The sequence below is a fragment of the Streptomyces sp. CA-278952 genome (assembly GCF_028747205.1).
Lineage (GTDB): Bacteria > Actinomycetota > Actinomycetes > Streptomycetales > Streptomycetaceae > Streptomyces.
In genome coordinates, this window is sequence record NZ_CP112880.1 from 6,626,910 (window position 1) to 6,645,568 (window position 18,659).

The 18,659-nt window shown below is 72.8% G+C and carries 18 protein-coding genes; 16 read left to right on the forward strand and 2 right to left on the reverse strand.

Annotated elements, in window-relative coordinates; translation table 11 throughout:
* The first annotated feature begins 122 nt into the window (after nucleotides 1-122).
* From N7925_RS29355 to N7925_RS29420, 14 genes are all read left to right on the forward strand, one after another.
* A complete protein-coding gene (locus tag N7925_RS29355) occupies nucleotides 123-1,790 on the forward strand; it encodes a CTP synthase (protein ID WP_265602405.1) in 1,668 nt (555 codons plus the stop codon).
* Nucleotides 1,791-1,878: 88 nt separating this feature from the next.
* Complete coding sequence (locus N7925_RS29360; RefSeq protein WP_265602406.1) at nucleotides 1,879-2,505, forward strand: NUDIX domain-containing protein; 627 nt, start codon at nucleotides 1,879-1,881, stop codon at nucleotides 2,503-2,505.
* Between the two features lie 189 nt (nucleotides 2,506-2,694).
* Nucleotides 2,695-4,827, forward strand: coding sequence for an ATP-binding protein (locus N7925_RS29365; protein WP_274345654.1), 2,133 nt, complete (start codon nucleotides 2,695-2,697; stop codon nucleotides 4,825-4,827).
* 143 nt (nucleotides 4,828-4,970) lie between these two features.
* On the forward strand, nucleotides 4,971-6,086 hold the full coding sequence (gene ald / locus N7925_RS29370) for an alanine dehydrogenase (RefSeq protein WP_265604044.1): 1,116 nt from the start codon (nucleotides 4,971-4,973) through the stop codon (nucleotides 6,084-6,086).
* Between the two features lie 368 nt (nucleotides 6,087-6,454).
* Nucleotides 6,455-7,573, forward strand: coding sequence for a ParA family protein (locus tag N7925_RS29375; protein ID WP_007448578.1), 1,119 nt, complete (start codon nucleotides 6,455-6,457; stop codon nucleotides 7,571-7,573).
* Nucleotides 7,570-8,136, forward strand: a complete 567-nt coding sequence (locus N7925_RS29380) for a hypothetical protein (protein ID WP_274346573.1) — start codon at nucleotides 7,570-7,572, stop codon at nucleotides 8,134-8,136. Before N7925_RS29375 ends, N7925_RS29380 begins: the two co-directional genes overlap by 4 nt.
* Nucleotides 8,137-8,219: 83 nt before the next feature.
* Nucleotides 8,220-9,194, forward strand: a complete 975-nt coding sequence (locus tag N7925_RS29385) for a segregation and condensation protein A (RefSeq protein ID WP_274345655.1) — start codon at nucleotides 8,220-8,222, stop codon at nucleotides 9,192-9,194.
* Entirely contained in the window at nucleotides 9,191-9,847 is a 657-nt protein-coding gene (scpB, locus tag N7925_RS29390; protein ID WP_274345656.1) for an SMC-Scp complex subunit ScpB, read from the forward strand. The genes N7925_RS29385 and scpB overlap by 4 nt, the downstream gene beginning before the upstream one ends.
* On the forward strand, nucleotides 9,847-11,271 hold the full coding sequence (locus N7925_RS29395) for a pseudouridine synthase (protein WP_274345657.1): 1,425 nt from the start codon (nucleotides 9,847-9,849) through the stop codon (nucleotides 11,269-11,271). Before scpB ends, N7925_RS29395 begins: the two co-directional genes overlap by 1 nt.
* Before the next feature lie 130 nt (nucleotides 11,272-11,401).
* On the forward strand, nucleotides 11,402-12,058 hold the full coding sequence (gene pnuC / locus N7925_RS29400; RefSeq protein ID WP_265602411.1) for a nicotinamide riboside transporter PnuC: 657 nt from the start codon (nucleotides 11,402-11,404) through the stop codon (nucleotides 12,056-12,058).
* The gene (locus N7925_RS29405) at nucleotides 12,055-13,134 is read left to right on the forward strand and encodes an AAA family ATPase (protein ID WP_265602412.1); all 1,080 of its coding nucleotides are present in this window, start codon (nucleotides 12,055-12,057) and stop codon (nucleotides 13,132-13,134) included. Before pnuC ends, N7925_RS29405 begins: the two co-directional genes overlap by 4 nt.
* Nucleotides 13,131-13,880 carry an NUDIX hydrolase gene (locus N7925_RS29410; protein ID WP_274345658.1) on the forward strand — a complete coding sequence of 250 codons (750 nt, stop codon included), beginning with the start codon at nucleotides 13,131-13,133 and terminating at the stop codon, nucleotides 13,878-13,880. The genes N7925_RS29405 and N7925_RS29410 overlap by 4 nt, the downstream gene beginning before the upstream one ends.
* A gap of 103 nt (nucleotides 13,881-13,983) precedes the next feature.
* A complete protein-coding gene (locus tag N7925_RS29415; protein ID WP_274345659.1) occupies nucleotides 13,984-15,009 on the forward strand; it encodes an ADP-ribosylglycohydrolase family protein in 1,026 nt (341 codons plus the stop codon).
* 119 nt (nucleotides 15,010-15,128) lie between these two features.
* On the forward strand, nucleotides 15,129-15,572 hold the full coding sequence (locus tag N7925_RS29420; protein ID WP_265602415.1) for an SRPBCC family protein: 444 nt from the start codon (nucleotides 15,129-15,131) through the stop codon (nucleotides 15,570-15,572).
* Here the strand turns inward: N7925_RS29420 and N7925_RS29425 are convergent.
* Together N7925_RS29425 and N7925_RS29430 are read right to left on the reverse strand one after the other, a co-directional pair.
* Nucleotides 15,538-16,317 (reverse strand): nucleotidyltransferase domain-containing protein, encoded by a 780-nt coding sequence (locus tag N7925_RS29425; protein WP_274345660.1) that lies wholly within the window; start codon nucleotides 16,315-16,317, stop codon nucleotides 15,538-15,540. The genes N7925_RS29420 and N7925_RS29425 overlap by 35 nt on opposite strands.
* Before the next feature lie 55 nt (nucleotides 16,318-16,372).
* Nucleotides 16,373-16,846, reverse strand: a complete 474-nt coding sequence (locus N7925_RS29430) for a Rieske (2Fe-2S) protein (RefSeq protein ID WP_274345661.1) — start codon at nucleotides 16,844-16,846, stop codon at nucleotides 16,373-16,375.
* A gap of 251 nt (nucleotides 16,847-17,097) precedes the next feature.
* Between N7925_RS29430 and aroH the strand changes: the two genes are divergently transcribed.
* Nucleotides 17,098-17,460, forward strand: coding sequence for a chorismate mutase (gene aroH, locus N7925_RS29435; RefSeq protein WP_265602418.1), 363 nt, complete (start codon nucleotides 17,098-17,100; stop codon nucleotides 17,458-17,460).
* Nucleotides 17,457-18,542, forward strand: coding sequence for a prephenate dehydrogenase (locus tag N7925_RS29440; RefSeq protein ID WP_274345662.1), 1,086 nt, complete (start codon nucleotides 17,457-17,459; stop codon nucleotides 18,540-18,542). Before aroH ends, N7925_RS29440 begins: the two co-directional genes overlap by 4 nt.
* The last annotated feature ends 117 nt before the right edge of the window (nucleotides 18,543-18,659 follow it).

The following is an 18,659-nucleotide window of genomic DNA, read 5'->3' on the forward strand; positions in this document are numbered from 1 at the left end:
GACCGGTGGTCGTTCGCGACAGCGCACGAGGCCCCCGAACCGCAGCGACGGCGCCCCCGGAATCCCCGGTTGGGCGGCCGGTACGCACCTCAGAATCGCGACCACGGGAGCCCCCTTTGGCTATGCAGCCCACATCCACGACGACCAAGCACATCTTCGTCACCGGGGGTGTCGCCTCCTCCCTCGGCAAGGGTCTGACTGCCTCCAGCCTGGGTGCCCTGCTCAAGGCGCGGGGCCTGCGGGTCACCATGCAGAAGCTCGACCCCTACCTCAACGTCGACCCGGGCACGATGAACCCCTTCCAGCACGGTGAGGTGTTCGTCACCAACGACGGCGCCGAGACCGACCTGGACATCGGCCACTACGAGCGCTTCCTCGACGTCGACCTCGACGGCTCCGCCAACGTGACGACCGGCCAGGTCTACTCGCAGGTCATCGCCAAGGAGCGGCGCGGCGAGTATCTGGGCGACACCGTCCAGGTCATCCCGCACATCACCAACGAGATCAAGCACCGCATCCGCCGCATGGCCGCCGAGGACGTGGACGTCGTCATCACCGAGGTCGGCGGCACGGTCGGCGACATCGAGTCGCTGCCGTTCCTCGAGACCGTCCGCCAGGTCCGCCACGAGGTCGGCCGGGACAACGTCTTCGTCGTCCACATCTCGCTGCTGCCCTACATCGGCCCCTCCGGCGAGCTGAAGACCAAGCCCACCCAGCACTCGGTGGCCGCCCTGCGCAACATCGGCATCCAGCCGGACGCCATCGTGCTGCGCGCCGACCGTGAGGTCCCCACCGCCATCAAGCGCAAGATCTCGCTGATGTGCGACGTCGACGAGACCGCCGTGGTGGCCTGCCCGGACGCCCGGTCGATCTACGACATCCCCAAGGTGCTGCACACCGAGGGCCTGGACGCCTACGTCGTGCGCAAGCTCGACCTGCCGTTCCGGGACGTCGACTGGACCACCTGGGACGACCTGCTGGACCGGGTCCACAACCCCGACCACGAGGTCACCGTCGCGCTGGTCGGCAAGTACATCGACCTGCCCGACGCCTATCTCTCGGTCACCGAGGCGATCCGCGCCGGCGGCTTCGCCAACAAGGCCCGGGTCAAGGTCAAGTGGGTCACCTCCGACGACTGCCGGACCGCGGCGGGCGCCGCCGAGCACCTCGGGGACGTCGACGCGATCTGCATCCCGGGCGGCTTCGGCGAGCGCGGTGTCGACGGCAAGGTCGGCGCCATCCGCTACGCCCGCGAGAACAAGGTCCCGCTGCTCGGCCTCTGCCTCGGCCTCCAGTGCATCGTGATCGAGGCGGCCCGCTCGCTCGCCGAGATCCCCGACGCCAACTCCACCGAGTTCGACGCCGCCACCTCCCACCCCGTCATCTCGACGATGGAGGAGCAGCTCGCCTACGTCGAGGGCGCGGGCGACCTGGGCGGCACCATGCGGCTCGGCCTCTACCCGGCCAAGCTCGCCGAGGGCTCCCTCGTCCGCGAGGCCTACGACGGCCAGCCGTACGTGGAGGAGCGCCACCGCCACCGCTACGAGGTCAACAACGCCTACCGGGGCGAGCTGGAGAAGAAGGCCGGACTGGTCTTCTCCGGCACCTCCCCGGACAACAAGCTCGTCGAGTACGTCGAGTACCCGCGCGAGACGCACCCCTACCTGGTCGCCACTCAGGCGCACCCGGAGCTGCGCTCCCGCCCGACCCGCCCGCACCCGCTCTTCGCGGGTCTGGTGAAGGCCGCCGTCGCGCGCCAGGTCGCCGCCGCGAAGGGCGCGGACGCGTAACGCCGAGGCATTACGGTTGACCGGGGTACGGATCCTGCGCGGATCGGTACCCCGGTTTCCGTTGGTTCGTGGGAGGACGTGGACGTACATGGGTATCCAGGACAAGCCCGAGGAGTGGCAGGTCACCGCGACCGCGACCCCCTTCACCGGCGCCAAGACCAGCGTCCGCACCGACCAGGTGGTGATGCCCGACGGATCCGTCCACGGCCGTGACTACCAGGTCCACCCCGGCTCCGTGGCCGTCCTCGCGCTCGACGACGACGACCGGGTCATCGTGCTGCGCCAGTACCGCCACCCGGTGCGCCACCGGCTCTGGGAGATCCCGGCCGGACTGCTCGACGTCCCCGGCGAGAACCCCCTGCACGCCGCTCAGCGCGAGCTGTACGAGGAGGCGCACGTCAAGGCCGAGGACTGGCGGGTGCTGGCCGACGTCTACACCACGCCCGGCGGCTGTGACGAGGCCGTGCGCGTCTTCCTCGCCCGCGATCTCTCCGAGGCGGAGGGCGAGCGGTACGCGGTCTCCGAGGAGGAGGCCGACATGGAGCACGCCCGGGTGCCGCTGCCCGAGCTGGTCCGCTCGGTGATCGCGGGGGACGTGCACAACAACTGCCTGGTCGTCGGGGTGCTCGCGCTCTCCGCCGTACGCGCGGGCGACGGCGTCGACTCCCTGCGCCCCGCCGAGGCGCCCTGGCCGGCCCGGCCCTTCGAGGCCTGACGGGCAGTCTGGACCCCTGCCCCACCCCCCGGTCGGTCATTAAAAATGAAGAAATGCTGATCCGATCGGGGGATGTTCCCCGCGCTCCGCCCCACTCCGCAGTGATCGTCGTCACCGCTGAACTACGCTCGAAAAGCACCCGACCGGAGTTCCGGCGGGCACCGCGTGCAGCGAAGTGGAGCGTGGCTCGTGACCGATCAGGCGGTGGACACCAGCGGCCCGGCAAAGGCCCCGGGGGCCGAGGAGCCGTCCGGCACCGCCCCGCCCCGATTCTTCGGCCGCGAACGTGAGTTGAAGGCCCTGCGGGCGGACATCGAGCGGGCCGGCCTCGACACCCTGGCCGGCCGTAAGACCCCCCGCGCCCGAGTCCTGCTCATCGCGGGCCGGCCCGGCTCCGGTCGCAGCGCACTCGCCGAGGAGCTGGCCGGAGCGCTCACCGGAACAGACGCCGCCGGGGCCGCCGCCACCGCCCCGGGCGTACTGCCCTGGGCCGTTCCCGGCACGGGCTCCGGCGACTACCCCGACGGGGTGCTCCGGGTCGGCCTCACCGACCCCGGCGGCGGACGCGTCCCCACCGAACGCACCGCGGGCGAGATCCTCGGCCTCCTCGGGGTGGCGGTCCCGCCCGGCGCCGATCAGGACGAACTCTCCGAGATGGTCCGCGAGGCCCTCGCCGTACGCCGGCTCGTCCTGGTGCTCGACGACGCGGCCGACGCCGAACAGGTCGACCCGCTCCTCCCGGAGAACCCGGACTGCCTGGTCCTCGCCACCGCGACCGGACCGCTGACCGGCATCCCCGACGTACGGCCCTGCACCCTCGGCGGACTGGAGGCGGGGGCGGCGGTGCGGCTGCTCGCCCGCGTCATCGGACAGGTCCGCATCACCGTCGACCCCCGCACCGCGGAGAGCCTGGCCGAGGAGTGCGGGGGGCAGCCCGCGGCGCTCGCCCTGATGGGCGGCCTGCTCGCCGCGCACCCCATGGCCTCGGTCGCCGACGTCGCCAAGCAGTTGCACGATCTCCCCGACCCCGGCGAGCAACTGCCCACCGGCGCCCGCCCGCTGGCCCGCGCGCTCCGGCTCGTCCACGACTCCCTGCCCCAGGCCGCCGCCCGGATACTGCGTCTGCTGGCCCTCGCCCCCGCCGGGCTCGCCGACGCCCACACGGCCTCCGCGCTGGCAGGCTGCTCGGTCTCCGCCGCCCGCTCCACCCTCGACGACTTCGTGAAGCTCGGGCTGCTGCGGACGGACAGTGCGGCCCACCCCCAGTACGCGGTGCCCGGCTGCCTCGCCCCGATGCTGCTGGCCCTCCTGGAGGACCGGGACCGGCCGGCCGAGATCCAGCTCGCCCGCGCCCGGATGCTGGAGCGGACCGTGCGCCGGCTCCAGTCCTGCCGGGCGGTCACCGAGCCGGAGAGCTCCACGGCCCGCCGCAAGCTCGCCGGCCTGCCCCGCTCGCTGCGTTTCCCGAACGCGGACGAGGCGGGCGCGTGGCTGCGGGTCCGCCAGCCCGCCCTGCTCGCATCGGCCCGGCTCGCCGTGGCGGACGGCGAGCTCGACACCCTGGCGCGGCGACTGGTGGCGGCCCTGGTGCGGGCGCTGGCCGCGCACCGGGGGACGGAGCAGGCCGCCCCCGAGCTGTACGGGCTGCACGGCCTCGTCCTGGACGTGGCGCTCCGCCGCGAGCTGCCCCGCGAGCAGGCGGCCGCCCTGCTGAACCTCGCGGACCTGGACGCCCGCACCGGCCGCACCCGGCACGCGCTGACCCGCTACCGGGCCGCGCTGGACGCCGGAAAGGCGGCGAAGGACCTGTACGCCACCGGCCGCGCGATGGAATCCGTGGGCGGCGCGTACGAGGAGCTGGGGGACTACCACCGGGCCGCCGACTGGTACGGCCGGGCGCTCGCCCAGCGGCTGACCCAGGGGGAGCGCGCCGACGAGGCCCGGCTGTACGGGCGGCTCGGCGCGGTCCACACGTACGCCGGTCGCTACGGCGAGGCGCTGCGGAACTGGCGGGCCGCCGCCGCGGGCCACCGCAGGCTCGGCGATCCGGCGGCCCAGGCGCGGGCGCTCAGCGAGGCCGCCCGGGTCCAGGAGTACGCGGGCCGGCCGCACGACTCGCTCCAGACCTGCAAGGAGGCCGTCGACCTGGCCAGGCGCGCCGGTGACGTGCGGCTTCAGGCGGCGCTCCAGCTGCGGCTTGCCGACACGCTGGACCGGCTCGGGGACCCCGCGGCGGCCGGGTTGCACCGGAGCGCGGCCGATAGATTGCTGGGCGAGGAGGCTCCTGCCTACGAAATCCGTAGTGCTTCGTTGGAAAGTTAATGCTTTGTAAGGCTAGACAGCGCGAAGTCCTTCATTAGACTGGCTCTGCCGCGTTCCTCCGTGGCGTCTCCATTTATGCTGTATATGTCCGGGTGTGCACCGTTCTGCCCGGATGACCCTCCGAGCCAAGGACCGTGATCGACGTGAAGGTCGGCATCCCCCGCGAAGTCAAGAACAACGAGTTCCGGGTGGCGATCACCCCCGCCGGAGTGCATGAGCTCGTCCGCCACGGCCACCAGGTCGTCATCGAGCACGACGCCGGTGTCGGCTCGTCCATCCCGGACGAGGAGTACGTCGCCGCCGGCGCGCAGATCCTCGCCACCGCCGATGAGGTCTGGGCCGCCGCCGACCTGCTGCTGAAGGTCAAGGAGCCGGTCGCCGAGGAGTACCACCGCCTCCGCAAGGACCAGACCCTCTTCACGTACCTGCACCTCGCCGCCTCCCGCGAGTGCACCGACGCGCTGCTGGCCTCCGGCACCACCGCCATCGCCTACGAGACGGTCGAGACGGCGAACCGCGCCCTCCCGCTGCTCGCCCCGATGTCCGAGGTCGCGGGCCGCCTCGCCCCGCAGGTCGGCGCGTACCACCTGATGCGCTCCGTCGGCGGCCGCGGCGTGCTGCCCGGCGGCGTCCCCGGCACCGCGGCGGGCAGGGCCGTCGTCATCGGCGGCGGTGTCTCCGGCTGGAACGCCACGCAGATCGCCGTGGGCCTCGGCTTCCACGTCACGCTGCTCGACCGCGACATCAACAAGCTGCGCGAGGCCGACAAGATCTTCGGCACCAAGGTGCAGACCGTCGTCTCCAACGCCTTCGAACTGGAGAAGGCCGTCGTCGAGGCCGACCTCGTCATCGGCGCCGTGCTGATCCCCGGAGCCAAGGCCCCGAAGCTGGTCACCAACGAGCTCGTCGCCAAGATGAAGCCCGGAAGTGTACTTGTCGACATTGCAATCGACCAGGGTGGCTGCTTCGAGGACTCGCGTCCGACGACCCACGCCGAGCCGACCTTCCAGGTCCACGACTCGGTCTTCTACTGCGTCGCCAACATGCCCGGCGCGGTGCCCCACACCTCCACCTACGCGCTCACCAACGCGACGCTGCCCTACATCGTGGAGCTCGCGAACCGCGGCTGGGCCGACGCCCTGCGCCGCGACGCCGCGCTCGCCAAGGGCCTCAACACCCATGAGGGCCAGGTGGTTTACCGTGAGGTGGCCGAAGCGCACGGACTCCCGCACGTCGAGCTGAGCACGCTCCTCGGCTGACGGGTCAACTCCCTCCGTCAACATCGCGCGTCCGGCCGGACCTTGCCGAGCAAGGTCCGGCCGGACGTGTATCGGGCCCTGTGGGGCCCTTGCGCAACTCGTGCCGAACGTAGCCCTTTACCCGTTTCGTGCTGCGGTGAAATGTGCGGCTTGGTCGCTGTGCACCCTTGACAGCGAGGCGTTCGATTGCCGACACATCGGGCCGGGTCCGGCGGATTGTGTTGCTGCGGACCGGTGACACGCCATAGAGTCGCCAATCGTCGGCATGGTGCCACGCTGACCTATCGATAAGTTTCCTGGTCACGTCCAAGGAGGTAAGACGACTTGTGAATGAGTCGACAATTACTCCCGGGGGTGGTCAACCAGGGATGCCTGCACGGGGTCTGAGCCCGATCGGGCTCGAAGCTGTCGGCTCCGTCGCTGTCCGCACCTTCGCCACCCAACAGCACATGACGACAGCCCCCCAGATGATGGACGGCCTACACGTGAACGCCACGGCCGGCAACGAGAGCAGCCGGGACACCGACCGCTTCGCCGACTTCGCCGAGGTGCCCGAGGGGCACTTCTACGACCCCGACGCCGAGTACGAGCCCGATCCGGAGTACGCGGCCACCCTCGCGCCCGACGCCGCGCGTCAGCGCCGCGAGCGCATCGGCCCGACCGGGCGGCCCCTGCCGTACTTCCCGATCCCGGGCCCCCTGACCGACCACGGCCCCGCGAAGATCATCGCGATGTGCAACCAGAAGGGCGGCGTCGGCAAGACCACGTCGACCATCAACCTGGGCGCCGCGCTCGCGGAGTACGGACGCCGGGTCCTGCTCGTCGACTTCGACCCACAGGGCGCGCTCTCCGTCGGCCTCGGGGTCAACCCGATGGAGCTGGACCTCACCGTCTACAACCTGCTGATGGAGCGGGGGATGACGGCCGACGACGTCCTGCTCAAGACCGCGGTCCCCAACATGGACCTGCTGCCCAGCAACATCGACCTCTCCGCGGCCGAGGTGCAGCTCGTCAGCGAGGTGGCCCGCGAGTCCACGCTCCAGCGCGCCCTCAAGCCGCTGATGGCCGACTACGACTACATCGTGATCGACTGCCAGCCCTCGCTCGGCCTGCTCACCGTGAACGCCCTGACGGCCGCTCACAAGGTCATAGTGCCGCTCGAGTGCGAGTTCTTCGCCCTGCGCGGGGTGGCGCTGCTCACCGAGACCATCGAGAAGGTCCAGGAACGGCTCAACCCGGAGCTGGAGCTCGACGGCATCCTCGCCACCATGTACGACTCCCGTACGGTGCACAGCCGCGAGGTCCTGGCGCGCGTCGTCGAGGCCTTCGACGAGCACGTCTACCACACGGTCATCGGCCGCACGGTCCGCTTCCCGGAGACCACGGTCGCCGGCGAGCCCATCACCACCTACGCCTCCAACTCGGTCGGCGCAGCCGCCTATCGTCAGCTCGCCAGGGAGGTGCTCGCCCGGTGTCACGCCGAGTGAGTCTGCCGGGGGCCGACGAGCTGTTCCGTACCACCGGAGGCGGGATGGGCCTCCAGCCGTCCTCGCCGGCGGAGCGGCGGCGCAGGGCGAACGGCGAGCCGCGGGTGCCCGCGCCCGCCGGGGAGAGCGACCCCTCCGGCCAGGCCCCGCCGGCCGACCGTGAGGAGCACGCGGCGGCCGACGCCGACGGCGGCGACTCGCGGGGCCGCGGCGGCGAGGGCGAGCGCCCCCCGTCCGCCAGGGCCGCCTCCGGCGAGCGCCCCGCGCCCTCCGCCGCCCCGGCCGAGCAGCCCCCGGCGGTCCAGCAGCAGCGCAGACGCGGCGGCGGACGCGGCGCGAACCGCCGCCCCAGCGGCCGGGAACGCCACGACGAGAAGATCACGGTCTACGTCTCCGCCGAGGAGCTGATGGACCTCGAACACGCCCGGCTCGTCCTGCGCGGCGAACACGGCCTCGCCGTCGACCGCGGCCGCATCGTCCGCGAGGCGGTGGCGGTGGTCCTGGCCGACCTGGAGTCCCGGGGCGACGCGAGCATCCTCGTACGGCGGCTGCGCGGCCGCTGAGCGGCACGGCGCGGGTAGCCTGCACCGCAGGTCCCGCCGGCCGGCGGGACCCGCCCGCGCCGCCGCCCCACCCCTGGACCACCATGCCCACGCCCGACGACCCCGCCACCCCGCGCCGCCGCGCCCTGGGGCGGGGGCCGGGTGCGGTGGCGCCCCCGGTGGAGGCGGCTCCCGTACAAGAGCCTGGGCCCGTACCCGTGCGAGACGCTGTGCCGGAGCGGGCGCCGGGGCCGGAAGCGGACGACAAGCGCTTCACCGTCCGGCTGGTGAACTTCGAGGGCCCCTTCGATCTGCTCCTCCAGCTGATCTCCAGGCACAAGCTGGATGTGACCGAGGTCGCCCTGTCGAAGGTCACCGACGAGTTCATGGCGTACATCCGCGCCATGGGCCCCGACTGGGACCTCGACCAGACCACCGAGTTCCTCGTCGTCGCCGCCACGCTGCTCGACCTCAAGGCCGCCCGGCTGCTGCCCGCCGCCGAGGTCGAGGACGAGGCGGACCTCGCGCTCCTGGAGGCGCGGGACCTGCTCTTCGCGCGGCTGCTCCAGTACCGCGCGTACAAGCGGATCGCCGAGATCTTCCAGGGCCGCCTGGAGTCGGAGGCCCGCCGCCACCCCCGTACGGTCGGCCTGGAGGACCAGCACGCGGCGCTGCTGCCCGAGGTGGTCATCAGCATCGGGCCCGAGGGCTTCGCCCGGCTCGCGGTGAAGGCGATGCAGCCGAAGCCCAGGCCCCAGGTGTACGTGGACCACATCCACGCCCCGCTGGTCAGCGTCCGGGAGCAGGCGGGCCTCGTGGTGGAGCGGCTGCGCCGGGCCGGGGCGGCGGTGAGCTTCGCGGTGCTGGCCGGGGACGCGCCGGACACCCTGACCGTGGTGGCCCGGTTCCTGGCCCTGCTGGAGCTGTACCGCGAGAAGGCCGTCACCCTCGACCAGGACGAGGCGCTGGGCGACCTGCTGGTGACCTGGTGCGGCGGGGCGGAAGCGGAACCGGGGGTGACGGACGAGTTCGACCGGGAGCTCAACGGGCGCGCTGACGAGGAGGACGTACGGGAATGAGCGAGCAGCCGACGCGGGAGACCGACGAGGGCGCGGTCGCCGCGCTCGATCTGAAGCCCGCCCTGGAGGCGGTCCTCATGGTCGTCGACGAGCCCGCCACCGTCGACCACCTGGCCAAGGTGCTCCAGCGGCCCCGCAGGGCCGTGGCGGACGCGTTGCGGGAGCTGGCCGACGAGTACACCGTGCAGCGCCGGGGCTTCGACCTGCGGCTCGTCGCGGGCGGCTGGCGGTTCTACACGCGCCCCGCGTACGCGGCGGCCGTGGAGGGCTTCGTCCTGGACGGCCAGCACGCCCGGCTCACCCAGGCCGCGCTGGAGACCCTGGCGGTGGTCGCCTACCGGCAGCCGGTGAGCCGCTCGCGGGTCTCGGCGGTGCGCGGAGTGAACTGCGACGGCGTCATGCGGACCCTCCTCCAGAGGGGCCTGGTGGCGGAGGCGGGCGCGGAACCCGAAACAGGTGCGATCCTGTACAGGACGACGAACTACTTTCTGGAGCGAATGGGCCTGCGAGGCCTGGACGAGCTCCCGGAACTCGCGCCCTTCCTCCCCGAGGCGGACGCGATCGAGGCTGAGACGCTAGAGGGTGTGCCGTCGTTCGATCCGGACGCACCGGACACCCCGGATACTCACGCAGACGACAAGACGGAATTTTGATGCGAAGCAGTGGCAGGAACAGCGGAAGCGGCAGCGGCGGCAGCGGCCGGAGTGGCGGAGGCGCGGGCAGCGGCGGCCGCAGTGGCGGCGGCTCCTCCCGCCAGGGCCAGGGCGGCGGCGGCCAGGGCGGCCGTCCCGGCGGCCAGGGCGGCGGACGCGGCGGCAGCAGCAGCCAGGGCGGGCGGCCCGGAGCCCCGGGCGGCCGTCCCGGCGGTCAGGGAGGTCGTCCCTCCGCTCAGGGCGGGCGCGGCGGCAGTCAGGGCGGCCGTCCCGGCGGCCAGGGTGGGCGTCCCACCGGCCAGGGCGGGCGCCCGGGCTCCCAGGGCGGACGCCCGGGCTCTCAGGACGGGCGTTCGAGCTACCAGGACGGACGTCCGAGCTACCAGGGCGGCCGTGACGAGGAGCAGCGCCCCCGCCGTCCCCGCCCGGAGGAGCGCCGCTACGACGTCGGCAACGACGCCCCCGGAGCCCGCGAGGCCCGCGAGCAGGAAGGCCCCCGCAAGGGCCGTGGCTCGGCCGCCCGCGGCGGGGCCAAGGGCGGCCCGAAGCCCGCACAGGGCGGCAGCGGCCGCACCGGCGGTTTCCGCCGCGCAGCCCCCTCGCGCCCGCGTGAGCTGGACGCCAAGATCGAGCAGCGCAACCGCGACCGGTATGCGAACAAGCCCGTGATCAACCTCCCCAAGACCCACCCGGGAGCCGAGGAGGAGGGCGAGCGGATCCAGAAGGTCCTCGCCCGGGCCGGCATGGGCTCGCGCCGCGCGTGCGAGGAGCTGATCGAGCAGTCCCGCGTCGAGGTCAACGGCGAGATCGTCGTCGAGCAGGGCAAGCGCGTCGATGTGCACAAGGACGAGATCAAGGTCGACGGTCTGACCGTCGCCGCCCAGTCCTACCTGTTCTTCGCGTTGAACAAGCCCGCGGGCGTCGTCTCCTCGATGGAGGACCCGGACGGCCGCCAGTGCCTCGGCGACTACGTGACCAACCGCGAGACGCGGCTGTTCCACGTCGGCCGGCTGGACACCGAGACGGAGGGCATCATCATGCTCACCAACCACGGTGAGCTGGCCCACCGCCTGACCCACCCCAAGTACGGCGTCAAGAAGATTTACCTGGCCGCCATCCAGGGCCCCCTGCCGCGCGACCTCGGCAAGCGGCTCAAGGACGGCATTCAGCTGGAGGACGGCTACGCCCGCGCCGACCACTTCCGCGTCGTCGAGAACACCGGCAAGAACTACCTGGTCGAGGTGACCCTCCACGAGGGCCGCAAGCACATCGTGCGCCGGATGCTGGCCGAGGCCGGCTTCCCGGTCGAGCGCCTCGTGCGGACGTCCTTCGGGCCGATCCCGCTGGGCGACCAGAAGTCCGGCTGGCTGCGCCGCCTCACCAACACCGAGGTCGGCATGCTGATGCGCGAGGTCGGCCTCTAGCCCGTATCCGTACCCACGCGAAGGCCCGCGGCCGGTTCTGTTCGGAAAGTTCGAACAGAACCGGCCGCGGGCCTTTTGCCGTCCCCGTCCAGCCTTTATAGTCAGAGTGACTATAAAGAAGGAGGCGGGAGTGAGTCTCGCGGACGTACTCGATCCCCTGCAACAGCCCCTGGTGACGATCCTGGACACCCCGGTCAGCTGGACCGAGGTGCTGGGCTTCGGAAGCGGGGCGCTGTGCGTCTGGCTCGTGGCCCGCCAGCACCTCGCCAACTGGCCGATCGGCATCGCCAACAACCTCTTCTTCATCCTGCTGTTCGCCCAGTCCGGTCTGTACGCCGACGCCGGCCTCCAGATCGTCTTCATCACCCTCGCCGCGTACGGCTGGTGGACCTGGACCCACGGGGGTGGACCAGGAACCGCCGTCCTGCCGGTGCGCAGAACGACCCGCACCGAATGGACCTGGCTGCTCGCGGCGGGGGTGGTGGGGACCCTCGGGATCACTCTGCTGCTGTCCCGGGCCACCGACTCCACCGTCCCGTTCTGGGACGCAGCTACGACGTCCCTGTCGCTGATGGCGACGTACGGACAGTGCCGGAAGCGGCTGGAGTCCTGGTGGCTGTGGATCGCCGCCGACGTGGTCTACATCCCGCTGTACGCGCACAAGGGGCTGTATCTGACCTCGCTCCTGTACGCCGGGTTCCTCGCGCTCTGCCTCGTCGGCCTGCGTAACTGGCACCGCGACCTGACCGCACGCGACACCCGGACCCCGGAGGTGGCCGCGGCATGAAGCGCTACGAACACGGCTTGGTCCTCGGCAAGTTCTACCCGCCGCACGCCGGCCACCACCACCTCGTCGAGACCGCCCGGGACCGCTGCGAACGGCTGACCGTGCTGGTCTGCGCCGCCTCCGTGGAGTCCGTCGCGCTCGCCGACCGCGTCGCCTGGATGCGCGAGGTCCACCCGGACGTCACCGTGGTGGGCGCGGTCGACGACACGCACATGGACGTGGCCGACCCGGCCGTCTGGGACGCGCACATGGCGGTCTTCACCGCGGCCGTGCCCGAGCGGGTGGACGCCGTCTTCACCTCGGAGGCGTACGGGGAGGAGCTGGGCCGCCGCTTCGGCGCGGCGTCCGTCCTCGTCGACCCCGACCGCACCCTCTTCCCGGTCTCCGGCACCGCCGTGCGCCGGTCCCCGGCCGACTGCTGGGACTTCCTCCGGCCGCCGGTGCGGGCCGCCCTCGCCCGCCGGGTCGTCGTCCTCGGCGCGGAGTCCACCGGCACCACCACCCTCGCGCGGGCGCTCGCCGCCCGCTACCGCGCACGCGGCGGCGTGTGGGCGCGCACCGGCTACGTCGCCGAGTACGGGCGCGAGTACAGCGAGCACAAGCTCGCCGCCCTGCGCGCACGGTGGCCCGGGGCCGCCTGGGAGGACGTCAGCTTCACCACCGACGACTTCCCGCTCATCGCGCAGGCCCAGAACGACCGGGAGGAGGAGGCCGCCCGCGCCGGGTCCCCCGTGCTCTTCTGCGACACCGACTCCTTCGCCACCACCGTCTGGCACGAGCGGTACGTCGGCGGCCGCAACCCGCTCGTCGAGGAGATCGCCGACCGCGCCGCCCACCACCTGTGGCTGCTCACCGACCACGAGGGCGTGCCCTTCGAGGACGACGGACTGCGCGACGGCGAGGAGCTGCGCCCCTGGATGACCGACCGCTTCCGCGCCGAACTCACCCGCACGGGAAGGCGGTTCATCGAGGTCACCGGCCCGCCCGAGGCGCGGCTCGCCGCCGCCGTCGCCGCCGTCGACGAACTCCTCGCCACCGGCTGGGACTTCGCCGCACCCCTTCCGGAGAAGCGATGAGCACCCCCGTACCCGAGGGCTACGACCCGCATGCCTTCGCCCCGTTCGCGGTCACCGTCGATCTCGCGGTCTTCACCGTCCGTGAGGCCCGGCTGCACGTGCTGCTCGTCGAACGCGGCCAGGAGCCCTTCCGGGGCCGGTGGGCGCTGCCCGGCGGCTTCCTGCTGCCCCGCGAGTCCGCCGAGGACGCCGCCCGCCGCGAACTCGCCGAGGAGACCGGCCTCGGCCAGGGCGCCGTCGGCGCCCTCCACCTCGAACAGCTGCGCACCTACACCGCCCCGGACCGCGACCCGAGGATGCGGGTCGTCTCCGTCGCGTACGCCGCACTCCTGCCGGACCTGCCCGAACCGCGCGGCGGCGGCGACGCGGCGAGCGCCCGGTGGTGGGACGCGGACTCCACCGGACCGCTGGCCTTCGACCACGACCGGATCCTCGCCGACGCCCACGACCGGATCGGCGCCAAGCTCGAATACAGCTGCCTGGCCACCGCGTTCTGCCCCGCCGAATTCACCCTCGGCGAGCTCCAGCAGGTCTACGAGACCGTCTGGGGCGTCGAGCTCGACCGCCCCAACTTCCGGCGCAAGGTCCTGAACGCGCCCGGCTTCGTCCAGGCCGTCGAGGGCCCGCCGCGCCGCACCGGCGGCCGGGGCAAACCGGCCGCCCTCTACCGGGCGGGCGACGCCACCGCCCTGCACCCGCCGCTCCTGCGCCCGCCACGACCGGACGCCCCGGGGGACCCGTTGTGACCCGCGGCCCCGTCGTCATGCGCAGACCCGCGCGCGATCCGCAGCTCCGCGCGTACGCGTAATCCGCAGCCCCGTCGCACTCCGTACCGGAAGGACGAGACAGATGACCATCGCCACCCCGCCCCTCACCAAGCAGGCCGCCACCGGCGTGCTGACCGGACTCGCGCTCGGCGACGCCCTCGGCTTCCCCACCGAGTTCAACGACGTGCCCGCCATCCTCGCCCAGTTCGGCCCCTGGCGGCAGCTTCCCCTCCTGACACCCGCCGTCGTCTCCGACGACACCCAGATGACGATCGCCCTGGGCCGGGGCATCCGCACCGCCATGGACAGCGGACTGCTCACCCCCGAACGGCTGGTGGACCCGGTCCGCGCCGAGTTCGTCGCCTGGTACCACTCACCGGACAACAACCGGGCCCCGGGCAACACCTGCCTCACCGCCTGCCGCCTGCTCGAACACACCCGGGTCTGGCAGGAGGCCAGCCAGACGCACTCCAAGGGCTGCGGCGCCAACATGCGGGTCGCCCCCATCGGCCTGGTCCCCGGCCTCAGCGAGGAACAGCGCGCCGGGGCCGCCCAGCTCCAGGCCGCCCTCACCCACGGCCACCCCACCGCGCTCGCCGCCTCCGACCTGCTGGCCCGCGCGGTGTTCCTGCTCGCCCAGGGCGCCGAACCTCTCGGCCTGATCGGACAGCTGCGCAGCTACGCCTACGAGAACCGGGGCCGCTACCACACCCGCTGGCTCGGTGACCTCTGGCGCCACGCGGGCGACGCCACCCCGCAGGGGTACATCCAGCGAGGCTGGGACGAGTGCCTGACCGCGCTGGGACGCGTCCAGGACGCGCTGCGCGATCCGTCACCGGAGACCGACCCGTGCGAGCGGACCGGGGACGGCTGGATAGCCGAGGAGGCCCTCGCCACCGCGTTGCACTGCTTCCTGCTGTTCCCCGAGGAGCCCGTCACCGCCCTGCGCCGGGCCGCCTGCACCCGGGGCGACTCCGACTCGATCGCCTGCCTGACCGGGGCGCTGGCCGGGGCGCACCTGGGCGCGGCGGCCTGGCCCAAGGAATGGTCCGAGCGCATCGAGTACCGCAGCGACCTGCTCTCCCTCGCCGCGCTCTGGGACGCCTGAGCCGTACCGGCCGGCGGGTGCGCGTCATCGCCGCTCCTGGCGGGAGTGCCCCGAGTGAGCGGAGGACGACCGGGTACGAGAGGGCGGACCTGTTCCCGTACGAAGGCCTGGTGGTATCCGTGTCCTCCTCACTCGTCGAGACCGTCGACATCAAGGCGCCCGTGGCCGTCACCTGGTCCCTGTGGAGCGATGTCACCCAGTGGCCGAGGTTTCTGAGCCACGTCCAGCGCGTCGATCCGATCGACGAGCGGCGCTTCGCCTGGCAGCTCTCGCTGCCCGGTGCGGACAAGCAGTTCGTCGCGGAGCTGACCGAGGTGGTCCCCGAGGACCGCATCGCCTGGAAGACGACCGAGGGAGTCCACCACGCGGGAGTGGTCACCTTCCACCGGCTCGACGAGACATCGAGCCGGGTCGCCCTGCAGATCGAGTACGACCCCCAGGGATTCATCGAGCACCTGGGGGCGCTGACCAACCTCGACTCCGCGCTGGCCAACTACGACCTGGGCGAGTTCCAGAAGCTGGCCGAGCTCACGGCCGCCTCGGGCGGGCCCCGTACGGTGTGAGCGCGGTCGGTTCGGGCGGCCCGGTCGGCGCCTGATCGCGCGCCGCCGAGGCCCGCCGGGCCCGGACGAGGAGGTCCTCCACGGCCGCCCGGTCGGGTTCCGGCGGCAGCGGGGAGCGGGTCGCCGCCTCGTCGTTCTCCTCGCCGAGGCGGTTCATCCGGCGCTCCACCTCCGGCCAGGGAACCTCGCCCCGCTTCACCGCCAGCAGCTCCTGACGGGCCTCGCCGACGTCGATGCGCAGCTCGCCCGTGCGCAGCAGGTCCCGGCTGCTCGCCAGCAGCCGCAGCAGATGCATCGCGTGCTTCCAGCGTGGCGAGCCATGGACCCGTACGTCGGCCTCCAGCTTCCTCCGTTGGCCCAGCGCGTACCGGACGAACGTGCCGTGCGCGAGGAGCGACAGGAACGCCCCGCGCAGTGCCAGCAGCTCGCGGCCGGTGTCGTCCACGGATTCCACCAGCGGGGAGTGCAGGCACTCCAGCACGTTCGGGTTGGCCCGCAGCGCCAGCTCGCAGAAGCGTTCCAGCTCCCAGGAGAACTGCTCCGGCGCGGGGCCCTCCACATGCGTCGGGGGCTTCTCGAAGCGCCAGAACAGCGGGGTGGGCGCGAGGAACACCCCGCGCCGGTCCGTATCGCTCTCCTCCGTGGCCAGTCCGAACGCGCGCGAACCCATCACGCAGGCGTAGACCGTGTGGTCGCGCACGAGTGTCTCGTCGTCTGTCTCGTCGGCGGCGGCGGCGGTGATCATGCCCGCGAGCGTACGTGCGCGATGGCCGCCGCGCCTCGAAGATTCCCGCCCGCTCTCAGCCCAGCCGGATGGCGCCCCCCGATACGGTGATCCGCTCGGCGGGCAGCGGCCGGGTCGCCGGGCCGGCTTCGACCGCCGCGTCCGTGACGCTGTACTTGCTGCCGTGGCAGGGGCAGTTGATCGTGCCGTCGCTCACCGTCGAGACGAGGCAGCTCGCATGGGTGCAGACGGCGGAGAACGCTCTGAACTCGCCCTCCTCCGGCTGTGTCACCACCACTTTGCGCTCCTTGAAGACGGTGCCGCCGCCGACCGGGATGTCCTCGGTCCTGGCCAGCTCCGCCCCGTCCGAGGCGCCCGGCGACGCCCCGTCCGACGCCCGGTCCGACGCGGTCGGCGACGCCCCGTCCGATGCGGTCGGCGTCGGGCTCGCGTCCCCGTCGCCGTTCCCGTCGGAGGATCCGCAGCCGGTGGCCAGGGCCGCGGCGCCCGCCGCACCAGCGGCCAGCACCGTCCTTCGCCGTGCGTTCATGGGCTCTCCTTCGATGGCGGTGGGTCGGGGGCCATCGTGGCGGCGGCGCGCCCCCGGGCGAAGCAACCGCGCGGACCGTGCCCCCGACCGAGTGGCGGATGGGACTCCGACGGCTGCGGCCCGCCCGTCTCACGGACGGAACGCCGTGATCAGGTCCACCGCTGCCGATCTAGGCTGAGGTGAGCAGCCGGCCGCGCCACGGAGCGCCGGGCCGGAGGCGCGGACGATCGGCGAAGAGCGAGGAGCACGACGTGGCGGTACGAGCGGTCCGGGGCGCCGTCCAACTGGACGAGGACGAGGCCGGGCACATGGGCCGGCGGGTCGGTGAGCTGCTGACGGCCGTCCTGGACCGGAACGAACTCGTCGCCGACGACCTGATCAGCATCTGGTTCACCGCCACCCCCGACCTGCACAGCGACTTCCCCGCGGCCGCCGCGCGCGGGCTGGGGATCGTCGACGTACCCCTGATCTGCGCCCAGGAGCTGGACATCGAGGGGGCCATGCCCCGGGTCGTCCGTATCCTCGTGCATGTCGAGACCTATCTCTCGCGCGCCGAGATCAGCCACGTCTACCTCGGCGCCACCGCCGCTCTGCGCAAGGACATCGCCCAGTGAGAACCGCCCTCGTCATCGGAACCGGGCTCGTCGGCACCTCCGCCGCCCTCGCGCTGGCCGGCCGCGGCGTCCATGTGCACCTCGTCGACCACGACCCCGACTCCGCCCGCACCGCGGCCGCGCTCGGCGCCGGCACGGAGGAGGCGCCGGGAGGCCGCGTCGACCTGGCGATCGTCGCCGTGCCGCCCGCGCACACCGCCGCCGTCCTGGCCGGGGCCATGCGCGACGGGGTGGCCCGCGGCTACCTGGACGTCGCGAGCGTCAAGGGCGGCCCGCGCCGCGAGCTGGAGGCGCTCGGCCTCGACCTCACCCCGTACATCGGTACGCACCCGATGGCGGGCAAGGAGCGCTCGGGGCCGCTCGCCGCGACCGCCGACCTCTTCGAGGGCCGTCCCTGGGTCCTCACCCCGACCCGGGACACCGACACCGAGGTGCTCAACCTGGCGCTGGAGCTGGCCGCCCTGTGCCGGGCCGTGCCCGTCGTCATGGACGCCGACGCCCACGACCGGGCCGTGGCCCTCGTCTCGCACACCCCGCAGCTGATCTCCTCGATGGTCGCCGCCCGGCTGGAGGAGGCCGACGAGACCGCCGTACGGCTGTGCGGCCAGGGCATCCGCGACGTCACCCGGATCGCCGCGTCCGACCCCCGGATGTGGGTGGAGATCCTCTCCGCCAACCCCGGCCCGGTCGCCGACGTCCTCGCCGGGGTCGCCGCCGACCTTGCGGAGACCGTGACCGCGCTGCGCGGCCTGCACTCCGCCGACGAGGAGAAGCGGCGCGCCGGCACCGAAGCCATCGAGGACGTCCTGCGCCGCGGCAACGCGGGCCGCGTCCGGGTCCCCGGCAAGCACGGCGCGGCCCCCGCCGCCTACGAGACCGTGGCCGTCCTCATCGGCGACAAGCCAGGTGAGCTGGCCGCGATCTTCGCCGACGCCGGCCGGGCCGGCGTCAACATCGAGGACGTCCGCATCGAGCACGCCACCGGCCAGCAGGCGGGCCTCGTCCAGATCATGGTCGAGCCCAGCGCCGCCCCGGTGCTCGGCGCGGCCCTCCAGGAACGCGGCTGGTCGATCCGCGACTGAGCCCGGACCCGTACGACGGGGCGGCGCCACCCCCGCCCGGGTGGCCCGCCTCCCCCGTACGGGGTACAAGGGCCCGCCCGGTACTCGGTAACCTGGTACGAGGCCGTCTCCCAGGCC